This is a genomic window from uncultured Acinetobacter sp. (genome assembly GCF_947626835.1).
In the GTDB taxonomy this organism is placed as follows: domain Bacteria; phylum Pseudomonadota; class Gammaproteobacteria; order Pseudomonadales; family Moraxellaceae; genus Acinetobacter.
On the sequence record NZ_CANQTS010000008.1, the window covers coordinates 36,096 to 57,014 of the forward strand.

The 20,919-nt window shown below is 42.3% G+C and carries 17 protein-coding genes and 1 riboswitch; of the genes, 2 read left to right on the forward strand and 15 right to left on the reverse strand.

The window, feature by feature from the left end; translation table 11 throughout:
- Positions 1–159 precede the first annotated feature (159 nt).
- Complete coding sequence (locus Q0Z55_RS05560; protein ID WP_297425359.1) at positions 160–1,125, forward strand: mechanosensitive ion channel family protein; 966 nt, start codon at positions 160–162, stop codon at positions 1,123–1,125.
- On the opposite strand, the gene Q0Z55_RS05565 is transcribed toward Q0Z55_RS05560, so the two are convergent.
- The 6 genes from Q0Z55_RS05565 to prfB form a co-directional block, all read right to left on the reverse strand.
- Complete coding sequence (locus Q0Z55_RS05565; protein ID WP_297425362.1) at positions 1,111–1,821, reverse strand: 16S rRNA (uracil(1498)-N(3))-methyltransferase; 711 nt, start codon at positions 1,819–1,821, stop codon at positions 1,111–1,113. The two genes, Q0Z55_RS05560 and Q0Z55_RS05565, sit on opposite strands and share 15 nt — an antisense overlap.
- A 9-nt stretch (positions 1,822–1,830) precedes the next feature.
- Positions 1,831–3,111 carry a 3-deoxy-D-manno-octulosonic acid transferase gene (locus Q0Z55_RS05570; protein ID WP_297425365.1) on the reverse strand — a complete coding sequence of 427 codons (1,281 nt, stop codon included), beginning with the start codon at positions 3,109–3,111 and terminating at the stop codon, positions 1,831–1,833.
- A gap of 128 nt (positions 3,112–3,239) precedes the next feature.
- Entirely contained in the window at positions 3,240–4,310 is a 1,071-nt protein-coding gene (locus Q0Z55_RS05575) for an alkene reductase (protein ID WP_297425367.1), read from the reverse strand.
- 196 nt (positions 4,311–4,506) lie between these two features.
- Positions 4,507–5,565, reverse strand: a complete 1,059-nt coding sequence (locus Q0Z55_RS05580; protein WP_297425370.1) for an alkene reductase — start codon at positions 5,563–5,565, stop codon at positions 4,507–4,509.
- Positions 5,566–5,584: 19 nt separating this feature from the next.
- Positions 5,585–5,884, reverse strand: coding sequence for a helix-turn-helix domain-containing protein (locus Q0Z55_RS05585; protein WP_297425477.1), 300 nt, complete (start codon positions 5,882–5,884; stop codon positions 5,585–5,587).
- Between the two features lie 130 nt (positions 5,885–6,014).
- Positions 6,015–7,110 (reverse strand): peptide chain release factor 2 gene (gene prfB, locus Q0Z55_RS05590; protein ID WP_297425373.1). Its coding sequence is split into 2 segments (ribosomal slippage): positions 6,015–7,037 and positions 7,039–7,110, totalling 1,095 coding nucleotides; the frame shifts between segments, so codons are not numbered across the junction.
- A gap of 390 nt (positions 7,111–7,500) precedes the next feature.
- On the opposite strand from prfB, the gene Q0Z55_RS05595 reads away from it, so the two are divergent.
- Positions 7,501–8,280: a putative porin gene (locus Q0Z55_RS05595; RefSeq protein WP_297425376.1), complete on the forward strand. Its 780-nt coding sequence runs from the start codon at positions 7,501–7,503 to the stop codon at positions 8,278–8,280.
- A 49-nt stretch (positions 8,281–8,329) separates the two neighbouring features.
- Here Q0Z55_RS05595 and recJ read toward each other — a convergent pair whose 3' ends face one another.
- The 9 genes from recJ to aceE form a co-directional block, all read right to left on the reverse strand.
- Positions 8,330–10,042, reverse strand: a complete 1,713-nt coding sequence (gene recJ, locus Q0Z55_RS05600; protein WP_297425379.1) for a single-stranded-DNA-specific exonuclease RecJ — start codon at positions 10,040–10,042, stop codon at positions 8,330–8,332.
- Positions 10,043–10,699: a pyridoxamine 5'-phosphate oxidase gene (gene pdxH / locus Q0Z55_RS05605; protein WP_297425382.1), complete on the reverse strand. Its 657-nt coding sequence runs from the start codon at positions 10,697–10,699 to the stop codon at positions 10,043–10,045. It abuts the gene before it with no gap.
- Between the two features lie 9 nt (positions 10,700–10,708).
- On the reverse strand, positions 10,709–12,040 hold the full coding sequence (glmM, locus tag Q0Z55_RS05610) for a phosphoglucosamine mutase (protein WP_297425385.1): 1,332 nt from the start codon (positions 12,038–12,040) through the stop codon (positions 10,709–10,711).
- 128 nt (positions 12,041–12,168) lie between these two features.
- The gene (gene guaB, locus Q0Z55_RS05615) at positions 12,169–13,635 is read right to left on the reverse strand and encodes an IMP dehydrogenase (protein WP_297425388.1); all 1,467 of its coding nucleotides are present in this window, start codon (positions 13,633–13,635) and stop codon (positions 12,169–12,171) included.
- Positions 13,636–13,836: 201 nt separating this feature from the next.
- The gene (locus tag Q0Z55_RS05620) at positions 13,837–14,202 is read right to left on the reverse strand and encodes a YkgJ family cysteine cluster protein (protein WP_297425391.1); all 366 of its coding nucleotides are present in this window, start codon (positions 14,200–14,202) and stop codon (positions 13,837–13,839) included.
- 90 nt (positions 14,203–14,292) lie between these two features.
- Positions 14,293–15,090 carry an MBL fold metallo-hydrolase gene (locus Q0Z55_RS05625; RefSeq protein ID WP_297425393.1) on the reverse strand — a complete coding sequence of 266 codons (798 nt, stop codon included), beginning with the start codon at positions 15,088–15,090 and terminating at the stop codon, positions 14,293–14,295.
- Between the two features lie 161 nt (positions 15,091–15,251).
- Positions 15,252–15,827, reverse strand: a complete 576-nt coding sequence (locus Q0Z55_RS05630; RefSeq protein ID WP_297425395.1) for a TMEM165/GDT1 family protein — start codon at positions 15,825–15,827, stop codon at positions 15,252–15,254.
- A gap of 72 nt (positions 15,828–15,899) precedes the next feature.
- A riboswitch (yybP-ykoY riboswitch) is annotated at positions 15,900–16,044 on the reverse strand.
- Positions 16,045–16,129: 85 nt separating this feature from the next.
- Positions 16,130–18,082 carry a 2-oxo acid dehydrogenase subunit E2 gene (locus tag Q0Z55_RS05635; RefSeq protein WP_297425398.1) on the reverse strand — a complete coding sequence of 651 codons (1,953 nt, stop codon included), beginning with the start codon at positions 18,080–18,082 and terminating at the stop codon, positions 16,130–16,132.
- Positions 18,083–18,084: 2 nt separating this feature from the next.
- Positions 18,085–20,787 carry a pyruvate dehydrogenase (acetyl-transferring), homodimeric type gene (gene aceE / locus Q0Z55_RS05640; protein ID WP_297425401.1) on the reverse strand — a complete coding sequence of 901 codons (2,703 nt, stop codon included), beginning with the start codon at positions 20,785–20,787 and terminating at the stop codon, positions 18,085–18,087.
- Positions 20,788–20,919 lie beyond the last annotated feature (132 nt).

Consider the following 20,919-nt stretch of genomic DNA (forward strand, 5'->3'; position numbering starts at 1 on the left):
CCAGCTGTTAGGCTAACAAGATCAAATAAATCAAGCATAAAATTTTGATCTATTTATAACTCTTGTTCAGCAGGTATTTTGAGTAAAAAGAGTAACTCAAGTTAATTTTTTAGCAATTTTCAGGCACAATAAAACAAAATTTTATCAATTGGAAAACCTGTGGCTGAACAAGAGAATGCCTCAAAAGATTTGTCCGAAGGTGCGGCTAATTTAATTCAAGAGGCCAGCAATAAAACTGCTGAGGCGGTGAGTTTATATGCTAAAACCTCTATTGAGGCGTATTCCACCATTGATCATTTTATTGATTTATTTTGGCAACGCCTGCCCTACATTTGCATTGCAATTGTGGTGTTTACTATTTTTTATTTACTCTCGAAAGTATTTAAATTATTTGTACGTAAGGCATTATCAGAACGCTCTTATACCAAACAAAATTTAGTTTTGGTGCTCAATCGGGTTGGTAGTTCTGCAATCATCTTTTTTGGTTTTTTAATTGCCATGGTGATTGCCATTCCGGGCTTTACACCGGGTCAACTGATGAGTGCCCTCGGGATTGGTTCGGTTGCCATTGGTTTTGCTTTTAAAGATATTTTCCAAAACTTGCTTTCAGGAATTTTAATTTTATTGGGCGAGCCGTTTAAAATTGGCGACGACATTATTGTTTCAGGTATGGAAGGTACGGTCGAAGACATTCAAATTCGCGCAACATTTTTACGCTCTCCCGATGGACGTCGTATTGTCATTCCAAATGCTACGGTTTACACCAGTCCAGTCACAGTCAATACAGCCTATCCGCGTCGTCGTTGTCAGTTTGTGGTGGGTATTGGTTATGAAGATGATGTACAAAAAGCCAAAGACATCATTATGAGCATTTTAGATAAAGACCAAACTATTTTAAGCCAACCGGGCTTTAGCGTTAATGTGAATGCACTGGCGGATTTTTCGGTCAATTTAAATGTCACATGGTGGGTCAATACCTCAGAAACCACCATGTCAGGTTCAATTAGTGATGTCCAACAACGCGTGATTAAAGCCTTTGCTGAACATGGCATTTCAATTCCTTACCCTGTACAAGAAGTGAAAGTCTATCGTGGCGACCCTGTTGTAGATTCAAGTGCTAAATAAGCGCCCAATCAAATAAGGAATCACTGTTTCGGTGCGAATAATACGGTTGCCTAAGTTTGCTGCTTGGCAGCCGTTTTTTATGAGTAAATCAATCTCATAAGGAATAAAACCGCCTTCTGGCCCAATCACAATAGTACACGGCTGATTGATCGCATGTGGCATGGCTTGCTCTATATAAGGATGTGCAACAAAAGCTGGTTTAGCTTCAGTGATTAACATTGGTAGCACATCCTCGACAAATGGTTTAAAGCGTTTATACAGCTCAACTTTTGGAGCAATGGTATCACCTGCTTGCTCAAGTCCAAGTTCAATATAATGATTCACTTGCTGCAAAAATGGGGTTTGCCAATAGCTTTTATCCACCCGATAACTATGAATTAAGATAATTTTCTCAACGCCTAAGGTCACCGCATCCATAATTAAACGTCGTAAAACTTTAGGGCGTGGCAGCGCCACAATTAAGGTAACAGGTAATTTTTGGGGTACATTTTCTTGTTGGATCGGCTGAATCTGAACAACACTTGGACCAACTTGCAACACTTTGGTTAAATAACGCGCGCCTTCGGCAATGCCAACTTTGAGCGTATCACCAACTTGTAGATTGATATGCGTATGTAGATGCTCAAGCTGACGTTTGGATGTGATGCTCCACACTTCATTTTGAGTTTGGCGAGGGTCAAGTAAGACAATATTCATAAGCGCCTGTTAAAGATAAGTGTCGAGGAATTGGATATGCCGTGCCAATGCACCTTGGTTACGTTGCATCACCTGTTGGGCATTTAAATTAAGCTGTTGGCGCTGCTCTAAATTATCAATCAAGCTGAGCAATATTGTGCAAGCATGTTTAAAATCGCGCACAACTTTTACCCCATCTACCGCCACAAACTCATCAACGATACTTTGGAAATTAAAATACTGTTGCCCTAATACCGTTGCCACACCCAGTGCAATAGGCTCCAAAATATTATGGCCACCACCGGGCTGATTAAGTGAGCCCCCTACATAGCAGGCTTGAGTTAAAGCGTACCATAGCCACATCTCACCCATCGAATCGGCCAAATAGACTTGTGTATCGGGCTGAATACTTTGCCCTAAACTACGGCGTTGGGTATTTAAATTTAAGGCCTGACAGGCTGCAAAAACTTCATCAAAACGCTCAGGATGACGTGGTACCACAATACAAACTAAATTGAGATCAGCCATTAAAGCAGGTTTAAGCTGCTCAAGCAGTTTCACTTCTTCAGGGGCATGGGTACTGGCAAGCGTAATAATTTTACGCTGCGTTAATTGCCACTCTTTTTTAAGCTTTTGTGCTTGTTGTATAAAGTGTTGTGGCGCACCAATGTCAAATTTTACGCTACCTAAAACTTGGGTTTTTTCAACAGGCATGCCGAGTTTAATAAAACGTTGCTGCGTGGCTTGATCTTGCGCCAATAAAGCATCCAAACACTGTAACATTCCTCGGGTTAAACCTTTGACTTTGGCATAGCCGCGTGCTGATTTTTCTGATAAGCGTGCATTTAATACAATACACGGCACATTAAATTCTTGTGCCACATCAATTAAATTTGGCCACAATTCTGTTTCCATTAACGCTAAGATTTTAGGTTGATATTTTTGGTAAAAGTTACGCACTAAATCACGTTGATCGGCAGGCAAATACACTGCCTGAAACAGATGCTCATATTCAGGTTTTAAAAATAAGGCTTTGGCTCTAGCTTGACCGGTTTTGGTGGTATTGGTGACTAAAACTGCATGACCTTGCTTTAAATAATGCTCGATGATCGGCTGTGCTGCGTTGGTTTCGCCAACCGAAACCACATGAAACCACAGTGCTTTTAAATTTTTAGGCGTTTGAAAAGGCCCAAAACGCTCAAGGCATTCTTGTTGCAACGCTTGTGGTGAAGTAGCACGTTTTTGAATACGTGCACGATAAATTGGCTGAATAAGTTTTAATGCTGCGTTATACCAAAACGGAGTAGCCAAGAAATCGCCTCAAATCACAAGCCATGAAAGCGCAGAATATAGCAGAGAAGTGCTTGTATGAATAGAAACAGCCAAATGGCAATGACATAAAAGCGCCGAGTCAGCACTCGACGCTTTGAGTTTTTTTGTTAAGCTTCAACCATTTCTAAAGTTGGATAATCGATATACCCCTCTGGCGTATCTGTGCCAATCATTTTATCAAGTTGTACTTCATTGAGTGGTGCGTCTTGCACTAAACGTTCATATAAGTCAGGATTGGCAATATAGGCTTTACCAAAGGCAACCGCATCTGCTTTACCTGAAGCCAATAACTCAATCGCATCTTGACGAGTTAAACCCATATTGGCGATGTAAGGCACTCCACCTGAACGCTCTTTCATATAACTTGAAATACTGTCTTCCGCTAAATATTCACGGGTAAAGAAAAAAGCAATCTTACGTTTACCCAATTCTTGCATGGCGTAACCAAAGGTTTCACGTGGATTCGCATCGCCCATGTCATTTTCATCACAACGTGGCGCAAGATGCACGCCTACTCGCCCTGCACCCCATACTTCAATTAAAGCATCGACAATTTCAAGTAAAAAACGCACACGATTTTCTACCGAACCACCGTATTGGTCATCACGTAAATTGGTGCTGCTTTGCAAAAACTGATCGACCAAATAACCATTGGCTGCATGTAACTCTACGCCATCAAAACCTGCTGCTTTGGCGTTCATCGCCATTTTTTTAAAGTCAGCAATTGTGGTTTGAATTTCATCTAAGCTTAGAGGACGTGGTGCCACGTAATCTTGTTTTGGACGTAACAAACTCAGTTGACCTGCAGGTTTTACATCACTCGCCGAAACAGGCTTTTGTCCATTTTGAAAATATGGATGAGAAATATGCCCTACATGCCAAAGCTGCGCCATGATTAAGCCACCTTTGGCATGTACAGCATCTGTGACACGCTTCCAACCTGCAATTTGCGCTTGGCTAAACATGGCTGGGGTATTGGCATAGCCGATCGCTTGCTGAGAAACAATAATCGCTTCAGAGATAATTAAGCCTGCACTAGCGCGTTGGGCGTAATAATCCGCCATCATTTGAGTCGGAATTAAGTCATCTGCTACGCGCGTACGCGTTAATGGTGCCATAATCACACGATTTCTAAGCGTTAAGTCGCCAAGCGTAATTGGTGTCGATAATTCAGCCATGCTGCCCCTCATTAAATTAATTTTTAAAATCTAAATTGATATTTCAGTTAACATTTATCATCAAGAATCTGCTTTTTTAACTAGAAAAAATTGCATTTAGATGAATTGAATAGCGCAGCATACAATACTCAATACTTGAATAGAAACAAAAAAACGCCAAGGTTTAACTTGACGTTTCAATTGAATCATACTGATTTTATTTTAGGCTTGGATAATCGATATAGCCTTCTGCGACATCGGTTCCAATCATATTTTCGAGCTTTAATTCATTGAGTGGCGCGTCAATTAATAAACGCTCATATAAATCAGGGTTAGCAATATAGGCTTTACCAAACGATACTGCATCGGCTTTGCCTGAGGCTAATAAATCAATTGCATCGGCACGGCTTAAACGCATATTGGCAATATAAGGCACCCCATTAGAGCGCTGTTTCATATACTCAGAAATACTATCTTCAGCCAAATATTCACGGGTAAAGAAAAAGGCAATATTACGTTTACCCAATTCTTCCATCACATAGCCAAATGTTTCACGTGGAGTCGCATCCCCCATATCGTGTTCATCACCACGCGGTGCTAAATGCACACCGACACGCCCTGCACCCCAAACTTCAATTAAAGCATCCACCACTTCAAGTAAGAAACGGGCACGATTTTCAACTGAACCACCATATTGGTCATCACGTAAGTTCGTTGTGCTTTGTAAGAATTGATCAATTAAATAACCGTTAGCAGCATGTAGCTCTACACCATCAAAACCTGCTTCTTTGGCATAAATGGCAGCTTGTTTATATTGTTCCTTAATGGCATGAATTTCAGCAATTTCCAGTGCACGAGGAACGACATATTCACGTTTTGGACGCAATAAGCTCACATAACCTGCTTGTTGTACATTACTGGCTGAAACTGGGGTTGCACCATCTAACAAATCAGGATGCGATACACGCCCCACATGCCAAAGTTGCGACACAATTAAGCTGCCTTTTGCATGTACAGCATCGGTGACCAATTTCCAACCCTCAACTTGGGCTTGGTTAAATAGCCCCGGGGTATTTAAATAGCCATTGGCTTGTTCTGAAATGACCGTTGCTTCAGCAATAATTAAACCAGCACTGGCACGTTGGGCATAATACTCAGCCATCATTGCTGTAGGTACACGGTCTTTGGTCGCACGACTACGGGTTAGTGGTGCCATGACCACACGATTTTTAAGTTTTAATTCGCCAAGCGTTAAAGGAGTATTCAATTCAGCCATAATTACCTCATCACTCAACTTAAAGTGAGTGTTGTAAATGATCAATATAGTGCTGAATTAAGGCTTCATTGCGAGAAAAATAGGACCATTGCCCATGCTTTTGCGCTTGGATTAAACCCGCTTGCTGTAAAACCGACAAATGATTGGACATGGTCGATTGTGATACATTGCCAAGGCGTTCAATTTGCCCTGCACACACACCACGTTCAAAATTACCACATTCTTCAGCCGGTAAATACGCTGCTGGGTCTTTGAGCCACATTAAAATCTGCCGTCGCGTGGGATTCGCTAAGGCTTTAAAGATTAAATCAACATCCATAGACATAGACCCTCTTCAAATTACACAAAGGCCTAATTCAGCGTTATATTAATATATCGTATTTTTTAGATATTAATATCTATTTTTTACGATAAATAACCAAAACGCTGCATTAGACCCTTGGAAAAACTTATAAACCTTGTTTTAAGCTGGCTTCAATAAACTTATCTAAGTCGCCATCTAAAACTGCACCTGTGTTGGAATTTTCTACACCAGTACGTAAGTCTTTAATACGTGAGTCATCTAAAACGTATGAACGAATTTGACTGCCCCAACCAATATCAGACTTCGAGTCTTCTAAGGCTTGCGCTGCTTCATTACGTTTGCTCATTTCTAACTCATAGAGTTTGGCACGTAATTGCTTCCAAGCATGGTCACGGTTGGCGTGTTGTGAACGCTGGTTCTGACATGCCACGACAATACCGGTTGGCGCGTGGGTTAAACGTACCGCAGAGTCAGTTTTGTTAATGTGCTGACCACCTGCCCCTGAGGCACGATAAGTATCCGTACGTACATCGGCTGGATTAATATCAATTTCGATATTGTCATCGACTTCAGGCGATACAAACACTGCAGAGAATGAAGTATGACGACGGTTACCTGAATCAAATGGCGATTTACGTACTAGACGATGTACACCAGATTCAGTACGCAGCCAACCATAGGCATACTCACCTTCTACACGAATGGTCGCTGACTTAATACCAGCCACATCACCGTCTGATTCTTCCATCACTTCGGCTTTAAAACCATGACGCTCGATCCAACGTAAATACATACGTAGCAGCATAGAGGCCCAATCTTGTGCCTCTGTACCACCAGAACCGGCTTGAATTTCCACATAACATGGGTTTGGGTCCATCGGATTACTAAACATACGACGGAATTCAAGCTTCGCTAATTCTTCTTCAGCAGCGCTGAGTTCTGCTTGCACATCAGCCAACATCTCTTCTTCATCTGCTTCAACAGCAAGATCAAGCATCGCTTGAGCATCTTCAAGTTGGGTGGTTAAACCATCCAGCACATTGAGTACGTTTTCAAGCTCGCCTTTTTCTTTGGCCATGGCTTGGGCACGACTTTGGTCATTCCAAATTGCAGGATCTTCTAACTCGCGCAGAACCTCTTCTAAACGCTCTTTCTTTAGATCGTAGTCAAAGATACCCCCGTAGTGTTTGACCACGGTCGTTTAAGTCTTTTAGCTGTACTAGATAAGGATTAATTTCCACGTTCGTCTCTCAAACAAATGTAAGCGTTAAATAGTCCAATATTATAGCACAGCCGCATTTTAGATTTTTAAATCGGCAACATAGGCAAAATTTACTACTTGAGCTATGATTTTAACTGCTATCCTCTTCATGATTTATTCTTAATTGGATACAAATATGCATAATTCACTTGATTTTTTACAATTTTGAATAAAATATACAGATCTGATCTAAAGCTAAGAATAAAATAAATCAATAAAAATCAATAGTTAATAAAAACAACTTTACATAACATTACCAAATTCACAAAACGGTAACTTTGCAGAGATTGACGATATTTGAATATGCTCTAGACTAAAACTTGTAACAAGAAATTTATTATTTTAATCAGTTTCAGAGGGGTGGACATCCATGAAAAAATTAGCAATCGCATCTGCACTTCTTTCCGCTATTGCATTCACAGGCACAGCAGCACACGCTTACCAAGCTGAAGTTGGCGGTTCTTTAGGTTATGTTGACCCAGATCGCGGCAGTTCAGGTGAGTCTTATGGCTTAAACGGTACGTATTATTTCAAGCAAGTTCAAACACGTAATGCACCACTTGCTGAAGCTGCTTACCTAGACCGTGCAAGTAATGTAAGTGCACATGTTCAATTTGATGACGTAGGCGCTGCTGAAGAAACCAAATACGGCGTTGCGGGCGAATACTTTGTACCAAATTCTGATTTTTATGTAAGTGCTAACCTTGGTCGTACAGACGTAGAAGAGCGTGGTTATGCAGATGTAGATACCACAACATTTGGTGCTGAAGTCGGTTACTTCTTTGCTCCAGGTTTGTTGGTCGCTGCAGGTCTTAAAGGCTATGACAATGACTTTACAGATGGTACAGATCCAACCTTACGTGCTAAATATGTAACCACATTAAGTAACGGTAAAGATATTAATTTAGAAGCTGGTGCTGCATTTGGTGATCTAGATGAATACCGTGTTGCTGGTGATTACTACATCGACAAAACATTTAGCGTAGGTGCTGACTATATCGATAATGACCTACAAGAAAGCAGTGAATTGGGTATTAAAGCTCGTAAGTTCTTTAATCCTCAATTAAGTGTAGAAGGTCGTGTAGGTTTTGGTGAAGTCAATACAGTTGACTACAACAAGTTTGGCTTAGCTGCGAAGTATCGTTTCTAAGTCTTGGATAAAATCTAAAATCAAAAAACCGCGCTATGGCGCGGTTTTTTTATTGGCTTAAGTGAATCACTTTCAGCTGTAAACTCACCTGCCCATTAAATTCATTCCGATCAAGCTCATACACTAAATGTACATAATCTTGCATCGGGTTAAATTCATATTTGCTTGCTGCGTTAAATGCAATCGCTTCTACTATTGGCCCAGTTTTCCCATCTGCTAATGCAAGATGCAATTTTAAATGCACCTCTTTAAGCCAACGAAAATCAACAATTTTAAAGGTCCCTTCAAATACAGGGCTTGGGAATTTTTGCCCCCATGGACTTAAATTTTTTAGTAAATCGACTGTCGTTAAATTTAACTCTTGTGTACTTAATTCACCATCTGTCCAAAGAGTCGCTTGAAATAGCTCTGCTTCATAGGTGGCAATTAAAGCTTCAAAACGTGTCTTAAACTCAGCAAAATGTTGTTCTTTAATGGTCAAACCTGCGGCTGCTGCATGTCCACCAAAATGCGTGACTAAATGCGGATATTGCTCAGCAAGCAGTTCAATCACATCACGAATATGAATGCCTTCAATCGAACGTGCTGAACCTTTAATATGCACCCCATCTTCATCACAAGCAAAGACAATACTTGGACGATGAAACTGCTCTTTTAAACGCCCTGCTACAATGCCAATTACACCTTGATGCCAATGGGGTTCAAACAAGACTAAAGCATGTGGTAAATGCGCTTGATCAAGCTCAATTTGTTCAAGGGCGGCAAGTGCATCTTGTTTGATTTTGCCTTCTACCTGACGTCGTTCTACATTTAATTGCGTCAGTTGCTCGGCCAACGGATAGGCTTCTTTTAAACTTGGCGCCAACAAACACTCAATGCCGATGTCCATGGTTTCCATGCGCCCAGCAGCATTAATTCTTGGACCAAGCACAAAGCCTAAATCAGATGCTGACAAATGCGCCGCATCACGTTTAGCCAAATCAAGTAAGGCCAAAATACCCGGACGACATTGCTGCTGACGAATGCGCTGTAAACCGGCATCAATAAAAATACGGTTGTTATAATCTAAACTTGCTACATCTGCATATGTGCCTAAAGCGACCAAATCCAAATATTGCACCATCGCCACATGGCTTTTGCCTTGTTGTTTACGCTGACTGGATAAATTAGCCAACACATAAAAAGCTACACCGACCCCTGCTAAGGCTTTACTCGGAAAAGTACAACCCAATTGATTGGGATTAACCACAGCTTCTGCTTGCGGTGTGGGTTTAGTAGTCAGGTGGTGATCGGTGATAATCACTTGCATACCGTGATCTTGCGCCTGTTGCACACCTTCATGGCTTGAGATACCGTTATCTACCGTAATTAATAGATCAGGCGTAAATTTGGCAAAGGCTAAATCAGCAATGGCAGGTGTTAAGCCATAACCATATTTAAAACGATCTGGGACTAAATATTCAACATCAGCACCCATTTCACGTAAAGCAAGCAGCATTAATGTGGTACTGGTTGCTCCATCAGCATCGTAATCACCCACAATCACGATTTTTTTATTTTGATCAATGGCTTGATCCATTAAAGCAATCGCTTGTGGTAAACCCAACATGGTAGGTGCGAGTAAATGTTTAAGTTTAAGTTCTAATTCTTGAGTGGATTGCACACCGCGGCGCGCTAAAATTTTTGCCACCAAAGGCGACACGCCCTGAAAATTTTCAGGGCGTGTGAGAAATGGGCGTTGTTGAACAAGGATCTTGGTCATTTAAGGCATCAGACGTTGTAGCTTCCAGTTGCCTGCAATTCTTTCATAAATTAGGCGATCATGTAAGCGATTTGGTCGGCCTTGCCAAAACTCATAGTGCTCAGGCACTAAACGATAGCCACCCCAAAATTCAGGTTTCGGCAATTCTGCTTGTGTAGCGACCTGAGCTTGCAAGTCATCAAAGCGTTGTTGCAAATCTTCGCGACTGGCAATCACCCCACTTTGTGGGGTACTAATATGCGCTGCAATTTGGCTATCGCGCGGGCGCTTATGATAGTAATCAGTTGATTCTTGCTCAGAAATTTTTTCTACACTACCTGAGATACGCACCTGACGTTCAAGCTCAGGCCAATAAAATAAAATCTCTGCATAAGGATTGGCCGCTAAATCTAAGCCTTTTTGACTATCATAATTGGTATAAAAGTCATAACCTAGCTCCGTGGCCCCACGTAACAGTACAGTGCGTACATGTGGACGCCCCTGACCATCAGCTGTGGCAATCGACATGGCATACGGTTCATGCAACTGTGCCGATAAGGCTTGGTTAAACCATTGCAAAAACTGTTGATGCGGATCAGTTTGAATCTGATCTTCATGCAACTCACCTTTTTGATAGCTTAAACGCAATTCACTTAAATCTTTAATTACATCAGTCATGAGATTTCCTTAAACAGCATTGGCACGTACAGCATCGGCTAAATGATTGGCTAAAGCAGTGACTTCGGCTAAGTCATCACCTTCAACCATCACGCGAATCACAGGTTCTGTACCTGATTTACGAATTAATAAACGACCACGACCTTTAAGCTGTTGCTCGGCTTTATCAAATTCAGTCACTAAAGCAGGCACGCCGTAAGGGTCAAACATGGCATCTAAACGTACATTGACCAATACATTTGGCAATAATTTAAAGTCAGCCACTAATTCAGCTAAGCTTTGCTGACGCTCCACCATCACAGTTAACACTTGTAGTGCTGCAATAATCGCATCGCCGGTGGTGCTCTTATCTAAAGTAAGGATATGACCTGATGGCTCACCACCAGTTACCCAAGCGTGTTGCTCTAAACCTTGCAATACATAACGGTCACCGACTTTAGCACGCACAAATGGCACATTTGCTTGCTCTAAAGCCAACTCTAAAGCCATATTGCTCATGAGTGTACCCACAATACCTGCAGGTTTTTGCTTAGCTTTAGTCGCTAAGATATAAAGGATATGATCGCCTGTGATTTCTTGACCATGTTGGTCAATCATAATCACACGATCTGCATCACCATCAAAAGCAATACCTAAATCCGCTTGATGTTCAAGTACAGCAGCTTTTAGGTTTTCAGGATGGGTTGAACCACAATTTTCGTTAATGTTTAAACCGTCAGGCTCATTAAAGATCGCAACGACTTTAGCACCGAGTTCACGGAATACCGCAGGACCGACGTTATAAGCTGAACCATTGGCACAATCCACCACAATTTTAAGATCATTTAAGTCTAGATGGTACGGGAAGGTTGATTTACAAAATTCAATGTAACGACCATTGGCATCTTTTACACGTACGCTTTTACCTAAGTTAGCGGTATCTTCAATGACCAAGTCTTTTTCAAGTTCTTGATTAATTTCTTCTTGTAAACTATCAGGTAATTTTTTACCTTCAGCCGAGAAAAATTTAATACCATTATCAAAATACGGGTTATGCGAGGCCGAAATCACAATACCTAAACTTGCATGTAAAGCACGGGTTAAATGAGCAATCGCAGGCGTTGGCAATGGACCCAATAAGTGTACATAGACCCCAGCAGCGTTTAGACCTGCTTGTAGAGCAGCTTCTAAAATATAACCAGATAAACGTGTATCTTTACCCATCACCACAATAGGTTTTTTCTTTTTACTGTTACGTTTTAATACTTTACCCGCGGCAAAACCTAATTTTAAAGCAAATTCAGGGGTAATGGGTAAAACACCAAACTTACCACGAATACCATCTGTTCCAAAATAACTCATATTCTGCTCGCTATATTTTTATTGCTGCATATTGGGCAGCACTTGGTTTTTAATGGCAAATACTTTATCACCAAAATGTAAAAAAGCCGTCATTTTATGACGGCTTTTTCAATCTCTAGGTTAATAGATTAACCTACGCGATAATTTGGTGCTTCTTTGGTAATGGTCACATCATGTACATGTGATTCAGACATACCTGCTGCGGTGATTTTTACGAATTTCGCATTTTGACGAAGATCATTAATCGTTGCAGAACCAGTATAACCCATAGATGAACGTAAACCGCCCATCATTTGATGTACGATATTGCCCATTGGGCCTTTGTAAGGTACACGACCTTCAATACCTTCAGGAACTAACTTCTCAGCACCTGCTTTGGCATCTTGGAAGTAACGGTCGGCAGAACCTGTAGAACCTGCCATCGCACCTAATGAACCCATACCACGGTAGGCTTTGTAGTAACGACCTTGGAAGAATTCAACTTCGCCCGGTGCTTCTTCAGTACCCGCCATAAGCGAACCGACCATGATGGTGCTTGCACCTGCGCCAATGGCTTTGGCCATATCGCCAGAGAAACGAATACCACCATCTGCGATCAATGGAATTTGTTCTTTCAATGCATTAGCAACTGAGTCAATCGCAGAGATTTGTGGCATACCAATACCAGCAACAATACGCGTGGTACAAATCGAACCAGGACCAATACCGACTTTAACGGCATCTGCACCAGCATCAAGTAAAGCAAGCGCAGCATCACCTGTTGCAATGTTACCGCCAATCACTTGAACTTGTGGATAGTTGGCTTTAACCCAACGCACACGCTCAATTACACCTGCTGAATGACCATGTGCAGTATCAACAACAATTGCGTCCACACCTGCTTCAACCAATGCTTCCACACGGCTTGGTGTTTCTACGCCTGTACCCACCGCAGCACCCACACGTAAACGACCTAAGTTATCTTTACAGCTGTTTGGATACAATTCCGCTTTGCGGAAATCCGTCACTGTAATTAAACCTTTAAGTTCGTTATTGGCACCCACCACAATCACTTTTTCAATGCGATGTTGTTGTAATAGAGCTTGGATGTTTTCTTTAGATTCGCCTTCACGCACAGTCACAAGACGGTCTTGACCGGTCATGATGTTGCTTACAGGCTGCTCTAAATTGGTTTCAAAACGTGTATCACGACCTGTTACGATCCCGACAACTTTACCATCTTTAACAACAGGTACACCGCTGATATTGTTGGCTTGAGTTAAGGCCATTAACTCACGAACAGTTGTTTCAGGCGTTACAGTAATCGGGTCTTTGACCATACCCGCTTCAAATTTTTTCACACGGCGTACTTCTGCAGCTTGTGCAGCAATATCCATGTTTTTATGCAAAATACCGATACCGCCGTTTTGCGCCATTGCAATCGCCATACGAGATTCAGTCACAGTATCCATAGCTGCTGAAACAAGTGGGATATTTAATTCAATGCCGCGAGTTAAACGTGTCTTTAGCGAGACATCTTTTGGGAGGACAGTAGAGTAGGCAGGGAGTAATAGGACATCATCGAAGGTTAACGCGTCTTGAACGATGGTCAACATAACAGTCTCACTGGTAATTTCCGTGCGCTATTATAAACAAAATTTTGGCTTTTATTCATTTAAATTTAGATAAAGATGCTAAAAAATATTCTATCTTGCTGAATAGCTTATAAGTTTAGTTAAAACAAGGCCTTATTTTTGATGATCTTTTTAAGTCTTTATTTCATTTAGCCAAGGGCAAAGTAAACTTTGCCCTTAGATTTAACACACCTGATCGAAATCTTCATCATTGGTGGCAGGGCGCGCCTCGATATTCACCAATGGGATCATGTTATACGCTGCACGGGCTTTGTTACACTGTGCATCGCCGGCTTGCACTTCTTGGCAGCTTGAGCTGCGTGCGCTATATACGCCACAACTGACCTCTACCCCAATTTCACCTTGTAATGCAATACAGCGTGGCTGGGATTGATTGGTACCTGCCATACAGCTATACACCGCGGTTACCGGTTCTGTGTAATGCTCAGGCAGATTTAAACCCTCTGCCCAATAAAAAGAAACACGAAAGTGCGCACAACACGCACCACAACTTAAACATGAATCTTCGCTTACCGATTGCGATAACATTTTTTAGCTCTTTTCGTCTGCAACTTCTTGGACCGAAAATTTTAAAAAAACTGTTTTTTGCAGGCAATATTTTTTTGTGATCTATTGGTCTTAGTGTGGATAGCTAAATACGCTTTCATCCATCAAGTCGGTACCACATTCAAGTGTTTCCACCCAATCTAAAAATTGATTGACTTTGGCTTTGCCGACAAAAGGCAAACCATGTTGTGGCACAATCATTTCTACATCCATGGTACGCACCATGTTGACCCACAAGCGAATCACTTTATTACAGCACATATAACGCTGATGAAAACCTTTCATTTTGGCAATGTGCATATCAAAGTCTTCTACAATGGCTTTACCATCTTCGACAATGGATGCGCCCATATCGCCTGAAAATAAGATTTTTGCCAGTGGATCATAAAACTGAAAATTACCGACCGAATGTAGAAAATGCGCCGGCACAGCCACAATTGAAGATTCACCCAAAGGAATCACTTGTCCCGGATCAGGCAGTTCAATCAAACGATCCAGCCAATTACCTTTCATACGGTCGGTCATAAAAGCTGAGTTTAAATGCGGTAGAAAGCGTGCCCATAGTTTAGAAGCTACAATCTTGGCATCGGTATACACCAACCAACGTGGCATAGAGGTAATAATATCGGGGTCTTGATGCGATGCCATCACGTAATCAAGGTTCTTCAGCTTGGTATAGCGGCTGAGCTCCATAGTCAGTGGCACATAGGTTAAATCACCACCCGGATCAAGCACAGCAGCACGTCCATGGTCAATAATCAGGAATTGATTGGCTTGAATACCCTCACCCTGCACAAGGCTTGTAAAGCTAATACATTTATGGGTGCCATTATCAAATAAGACTTGTGAAGTGGTACGTTCAAGTGCCATGTAAATCCCCTTGCAGGACGTTGTGTGTTGTTTATATTAATTCCACACAAAATATATGCTTTTCTTGCAAGTTACAATCACGACAAAGGTGTAATTTTGCAGTAAATCCAGTAGATGTGCATAACCTGATACAAAATAATGCACAGGTTATGCGCTTTCATTTAAAAAAAGTAATGCTGCAACAAGGTCCACATACCAATGCTTAAAAAGATCACGGCACTGACTTTATGAATTAATGAAATTGGCAACTTGTCAGCAAGTTTATTACCAATAAATACCGCTGGTGCATTGGCCAACATCATGCCTAAAGTTGTGCCTAACATGACCCAAACCAAACTATCAAAACGTGCAGCCAAGGCAACGGTGGCAATTTGAGTTTTATCGCCAATTTCGGCTAAGAAAAATAAAATAAAAGTTGCCCCAAATACCCCATAACGCTGCCACTTATTAATACTCTCGCTTTCATCGTCCAGCTCATCTGGTACAAGCATCCAAAGGGCCATACCAATAAAGCCCAATGCCAGAATCCACAGTAACACTTCAGGACTCATCACAGTGGTGACCCACTGACCTAAAGCCGCAGATAAACCATGATTAATAATGGTGGCCAATAAAATAGCAATTAAAATAGGAACGGGTTTTTGATAACGTGCAGCAAGTAGCAGCGCTAAAAGTTGGGTTTTATCGCCCATTTCGGCAAGCGCGACAATGGCAGTTGAGAGTAGGAACTCATACATGATGTGTTTCTCTGGCTAGCATACATACCAATGACCTATCCCTCCTGCTAGCCAAAATCTGCAGAGTGATAAATCAAAGGTCTTGCCAACAAAAGAAAGCTTACATAAGCTTATTTGGTTCTTTGCTATGATGACCATGCTCGGTTTAGAGCAAATATGTTGACCATCACCTTTTTACTTTGCGTAAAAAGCGGCTACTCCCCAATGAAGTGGCTTGATTATAGTCAACTCAAATTTAATTTACAAACCTAAATCAAAAAACCCTGCCGAAGCAGGGTTTTTTTTTACTTAAACCAATCTGATTAGATTAATAAAGTACGGATGTCTTTCAGCAATTTAGTTAACTTATTGGTGAAGCGTGCTGCATCGGCACCATTAATCACACGGTGATCATATGACAATGAAAGCGGCAGCATAAGCTTCGGATCAAAACCTTGACCATTCCAAACCGGCTGCATCGTTGCAGGTGAAATACCTAAAATTGCCACTTGTGGCCAGTTTACCAGTGGGGTAAATGCTGTACCACCAATGGCACCAAGGCTTGAAATTGTGAAGTTTGCACCTTGAAGATCTTTCGGAGAAAGCTTCTTATCACGTGCTTTTTGACCTAGCTCACCCAATTCAACCGCAATTTGCTTAATTGATTTTTGGTCTGGGTTACGTAATACAGGCACAGTTAAACCATCTGGCGTTGCCACCGCAATGCCCATATGGATTTCGTTACGCAACAATACCGATTTACCATCATCAGCCAAGTGACCGGCAAACTCACGCTCTTCTTTAAGAAGATGCGCAACTGCTTTGATGATAAAGGCCATAATGGTTAAGCTCACGCCCTCTTTCTTAAAGTTGCCTTTAAGATCATTACGCCATGCTTCAAGCTCAGTGATGTCAGCTAAGTCAAACTGGGTGACTTGTGGAATGTAGTTGTTTAAAGACAACTGCGGAATTGACACTTGTTGTAAACGCGTCAATGCTTTTTCTTCCACACCACCAAAGGCATCAAAGCTTGGCAGTTTTGGTAAACCTGCAGCAACCGTAGCCGCCACTGGAGCAGCAGCAGGTGCTGGCGCAGTCAGACGTGTTTTCACATAAGCAAACAGGTCTTCTTTCATTAAACGTGCATGTGGGCCAGATGCTTTCACTTCTGCCAAAATTACGCCTAATTCACGCGCCAACTTACGTACTGCAGGGCCTGCATACACTTTTGCATTGGCTGCATTTTGTCCTTTGGTCAGCTTATCTGCCGAAGGTGCTGCTTGTAGAGGTGCAGTAGCTGCTTTTGCTGCCTCAGCTTTTGCTGGCACTTGTGCAGGCTCAGGTGCAGCAGCCACTGGGGCTTGGCCTTCAGCTTCAATCGTGACTAAAGCAATGCCTTCAGAAACGTTTTGACCTAAAGTTACATGAATGGCCGTAATCACACCGCTTGCTGAGCTTGGTACTTCAACTGTTGCTTTGTCTGATTCAACTACAATGATGCTTTGGTCTTTTTCAACCTTGTCACCTACTGCAACTAAAATCTCAGCCACAGCTGCTTTGTCCACACCTAAATCAGGTACAGCGATGTCAACTTTACCTGCTGCGACAGCAGCAACGGGTGCTGCCACTTCTGCTGTTGCTGCTTCAGGAGCCGCTTGTGCAACTTCCGCTTGTACTGACGCAGCTGGCGCTGCCGCAGAACCTGCAGTTTTCACTTTTAAGATCACCACACCTTCTTTTACGCTGTCACCGACTGAAATTTCGATAGCAGTTACAGTGCCTGAAATGGTGCTTGGCACTTCTACAGTGGCTTTATCCGATTCAACCACTACGATGCTTTGATCAACGTCAATTTCATCGCCTACAGCAACCAAGATTTCACCCACAAGTGCTTTTTCAACACCAATGTCTGGCACTTGCACATCAACCACTTGTGATGCTGCTGCCGCTACAGGCTCAGCTTGCGCTGCAACCGGTGCTGCTGCTTGCACTTCTGCTTTAGGTGCTTCAGCTTTTGGCGCTTCAGCAGCAGATGCAGGCTCGGCCTGACCTTGTGCTTCAAGTTCTACCAAAACTGCACCTTCAGCGACTTCGTCACCAAGATTGACTAAAATGCTTTTTACTACACCTGCGACCGTGCTAGGCACTTCAACAGATGCTTTGTCAGATTCAAGCAAGACAATGCTGTCATCAACAGCAATGCTATCGCCCACTTTCACCAAAATTTCAGCGACTGTGGCTTTATCTACACCAATATCAGGAGTCGTAATTTGCATGCTTAGTTCTCCTCTTTGTAGTCAGCAACAGCATGTACTGATGGAGTCGCTTGAGGAAGCCATGCTACTGGACGGTCTGTATCTAATTCAAAGCTAGAGATCGCATCTTTGACTAAACGCGCGTCTACTTCGCCTTCATCAGCCAATTTTTTCAACGTTGCCACCACGATGTGCGCTGCATCTACACCAAAGTAGCTACGTAACTTAGCGCGTGTATCTGAACGACCGTAACCATCAGTACCAAGCGCTACGAATGGGCGGTTGTCTGGAAGGTACGCACGGATTTGTTCGCTATAGGCACGCATATGGTCTGTTGCAGATACCACAATACCTTTGGTGCCACGTAATTGCTGAGATACCCAAGCTTCTTTGGTTTCTTCAGCCATTGGATGTAGACGGTTGTATTCTTCACACGCCATACCATCACGCGCAAGCTCATTGAAGCTGGTTACGCTAAATACGTTTGAATGAATTTGGTATTCGTCACGTAAAATTTGAGCCGCTTTGATCACTTCACGTAGGATTACACCTGAACCCATGAGCTGAACAGTGGCTTTTTCATCTTCTTCAAGTAAGTACATACCACGTTTAATACCCTCTTCAACGCCTTGTGGCATTGCAGGATGCTCGTAGTTTTCGTTCATTACCGTTAAGTAGTAGAACACACGCTCTTGGTTCACATACATGCGTTTTAAACCGTCATGTACAATCACAGCCAATTCGTAACCGAAACATGGATCATACGAGATACAGTTTGGAATAGTATTGGCTAAGATATGTGAGTGACCATCTTGGTGCTGTAAGCCTTCACCGTTTAAGGTTGTACGACCTGCTGTAGCACCCAACAAGAAGCCTTGTGCTTGTGCATCACCTGCTGCCCACGCAATGTCACCAATACGTTGGAAACCAAACATAGAGTAGTACATGTACATTGGAATCATTGGCAAATTGTTAGTTGAATAACTAGTTGCCAACGCAGCCCACGCGCTCATTGCACCGGCTTCGTTAATCCCTTCTTGTAGCATGTGACCGTCTTTAGCTTCACGGTAATGCATCAATTGTTCTTGGTCTTCTGGGGTATATTTTTGACCGTGAGCAGCATAAATACCCAACTGACGGAACATACCTTCTAAACCAAAAGTACGTGCTTCATCTGGCACAATTGGAACAACACGATCTTTAATGGCTTTTTCTTTTAATAAAGCAGAGATTAAACGCACCATGACCATGGTGGTTGATTGCTGCTTACCATTAGAACCGGCAAGGACTGCATCAAACGCTGATAATTCAGGAATGGCAAGCTGTTCGCTTTCTTTACGACGTGCAGGTAAGTAACCACCTAATGCTTCACGACGCGCCTTCATGTATTTAATTTCAGGTGAATTTTCGCTTGGACGATAGAACGGTACTTCTTCTAATTGCTCATCGGTAAATGGCAAGTTAAAGCGGTTACGTACATATTTAAGCGATTCAAGCTGCATTTTTTTGATTTGATGGGTTTTGTTAACCGCTTCAATCTCATCAGATAAACCGTAACCTTTTACAGTTTTCGCTAGAATCACTGTAGGTTGACCAGTTGACTTCATCGCTTCTGCATAAGCTGCATAGACTTTATACGGGTCGTGACCACCGCGGTTTAAGTTGTCGATGTCTTCATCGCTTAAGCCTTTAACCAGTTCTTCAGCTTCTGGGTATTTACCAAAGAATTTAGCACGCGCGTAAGCACCGCCTTTGACTTGTAAACGTTGGAATTCACCATCAACGGTTTCTTCCATCACTGCTTTTAAAGCACCTGATTCGTCTTTGGCAAGGAGTGGATCCCAATGACGACCCCAAACCACTTTAATCACACGCCAGCCGGCACCACGGAACAATGATTCAAGTTCTTGAATGATTTTGCCGTTACCACGTACCGGACCATCAAGACGTTGTAAGTTACAGTTGACCACCCAAATTAAGTTATCTAACTTTTCACGACCAGCTAATGCAATTGCACCAGTGCTCTCTGGCTCATCCATTTCGCCATCGCCAAGGTAGGCCCATACCTTACGATTTTCTTCTTTGATCAAGCTACGATTCATCAAATATTTTTGAATGTGCGCTTGGTAAATCGACATGATAGGACCCAAACCCATCGACACAGTTGGGAACTGCCAATAATCCGGCATCAAGTATGGATGCGGGTACGAAGGTAAACCAACACCATCTACTTCACGACGGAAGTTATTTAAATGATCTTCGGTTAAACGACCTTCCAAGAATGAACGTGCATAGATACCCGGAGCACAGTGACCTTGGTAATAGATCATATCACCGCCAAAGTGATCACTGTTGGCACGGAAGAAGTGGTTAAAACCAACATCATATAAGGTTGCTGATGACGCAAAACTTGCCAAGTGACCACCGAGGTCGTCGCCAGTTTTGTTAGCACGGAGTACCATCGCCAACGCATTCCAACGAATGAGGGCACGAATACGGCGTTCCATGTCGGCATCACCCGGCATAGCTGGCTGTTCTTCTACAGAAATTGTGTTTAAGTAAGGTGTATTTAAGCGCTGAATGGGAACATGCTTTGCAATCGCGCGCTGATACAATTTTTCTAATAAAAAGGCAGCACGTTCTGTACCCATGTGTTCTAACACAGAGTCAAACGCTTCTTGCCATTCTTGGGTTTCTTGCGCGTCAGTATCGCCATAAAACGCCATAATTACTATCCCATATACCTAGTTTAGGATGTATATGTATCATACTTTAGCCGTAGCAAGTTATCGTTGTAGCTGAATAGCAAATCCGAGGAGTATTTCATAACTAAATAGTTGCTGTTTAACATTCAGTCA

Bases quoted from the DNA above. Each gene is read 5' to 3' on its own strand.
- aceE (WP_297425401.1), bottom strand. From the start codon at position 20,787: ATGGCGTTTTATGGCGATACTGACGCGCAAGAAACCCAAGAATGGCAA.
- Q0Z55_RS05580 (WP_297425370.1), bottom strand. From the start codon at position 5,565: ATGGCTGAATTGAATACTCCTTTAACGCTTGGCGAATTAAAACTTAAA.
- Q0Z55_RS05565 (WP_297425362.1), bottom strand. From the start codon at position 1,821: ATGAATATTGTCTTACTTGACCCTCGCCAAACTCAAAATGAAGTGTGG.
- recJ (WP_297425379.1), bottom strand. From the start codon at position 10,042: ATGACCAAGATCCTTGTTCAACAACGCCCATTTCTCACACGCCCTGAA.
- Q0Z55_RS05635 (WP_297425398.1), bottom strand. From the start codon at position 18,082: ATGCAAATTACGACTCCTGATATTGGTGTAGATAAAGCCACAGTCGCT.
- pdxH (WP_297425382.1), bottom strand. From the start codon at position 10,699: ATGACTGATGTAATTAAAGATTTAAGTGAATTGCGTTTAAGCTATCAA.
- Q0Z55_RS05575 (WP_297425367.1), bottom strand. From the start codon at position 4,310: ATGGCTGAATTATCGACACCAATTACGCTTGGCGACTTAACGCTTAGA.
- Q0Z55_RS05595 (WP_297425376.1), top strand. From the start codon at position 7,501: ATGAAAAAATTAGCAATCGCATCTGCACTTCTTTCCGCTATTGCATTC.
- Q0Z55_RS05630 (WP_297425395.1), bottom strand. From the start codon at position 15,827: ATGTATGAGTTCCTACTCTCAACTGCCATTGTCGCGCTTGCCGAAATG.
- glmM (WP_297425385.1), bottom strand. From the start codon at position 12,040: ATGAGTTATTTTGGAACAGATGGTATTCGTGGTAAGTTTGGTGTTTTA.
- Q0Z55_RS05585 (WP_297425477.1), bottom strand. From the start codon at position 5,884: ATGGATGTTGATTTAATCTTTAAAGCCTTAGCGAATCCCACGCGACGG.
- Q0Z55_RS05625 (WP_297425393.1), bottom strand. From the start codon at position 15,090: ATGGCACTTGAACGTACCACTTCACAAGTCTTATTTGATAATGGCACC.
- Q0Z55_RS05620 (WP_297425391.1), bottom strand. From the start codon at position 14,202: ATGTTATCGCAATCGGTAAGCGAAGATTCATGTTTAAGTTGTGGTGCG.
- guaB (WP_297425388.1), bottom strand. From the start codon at position 13,635: ATGTTGACCATCGTTCAAGACGCGTTAACCTTCGATGATGTCCTATTA.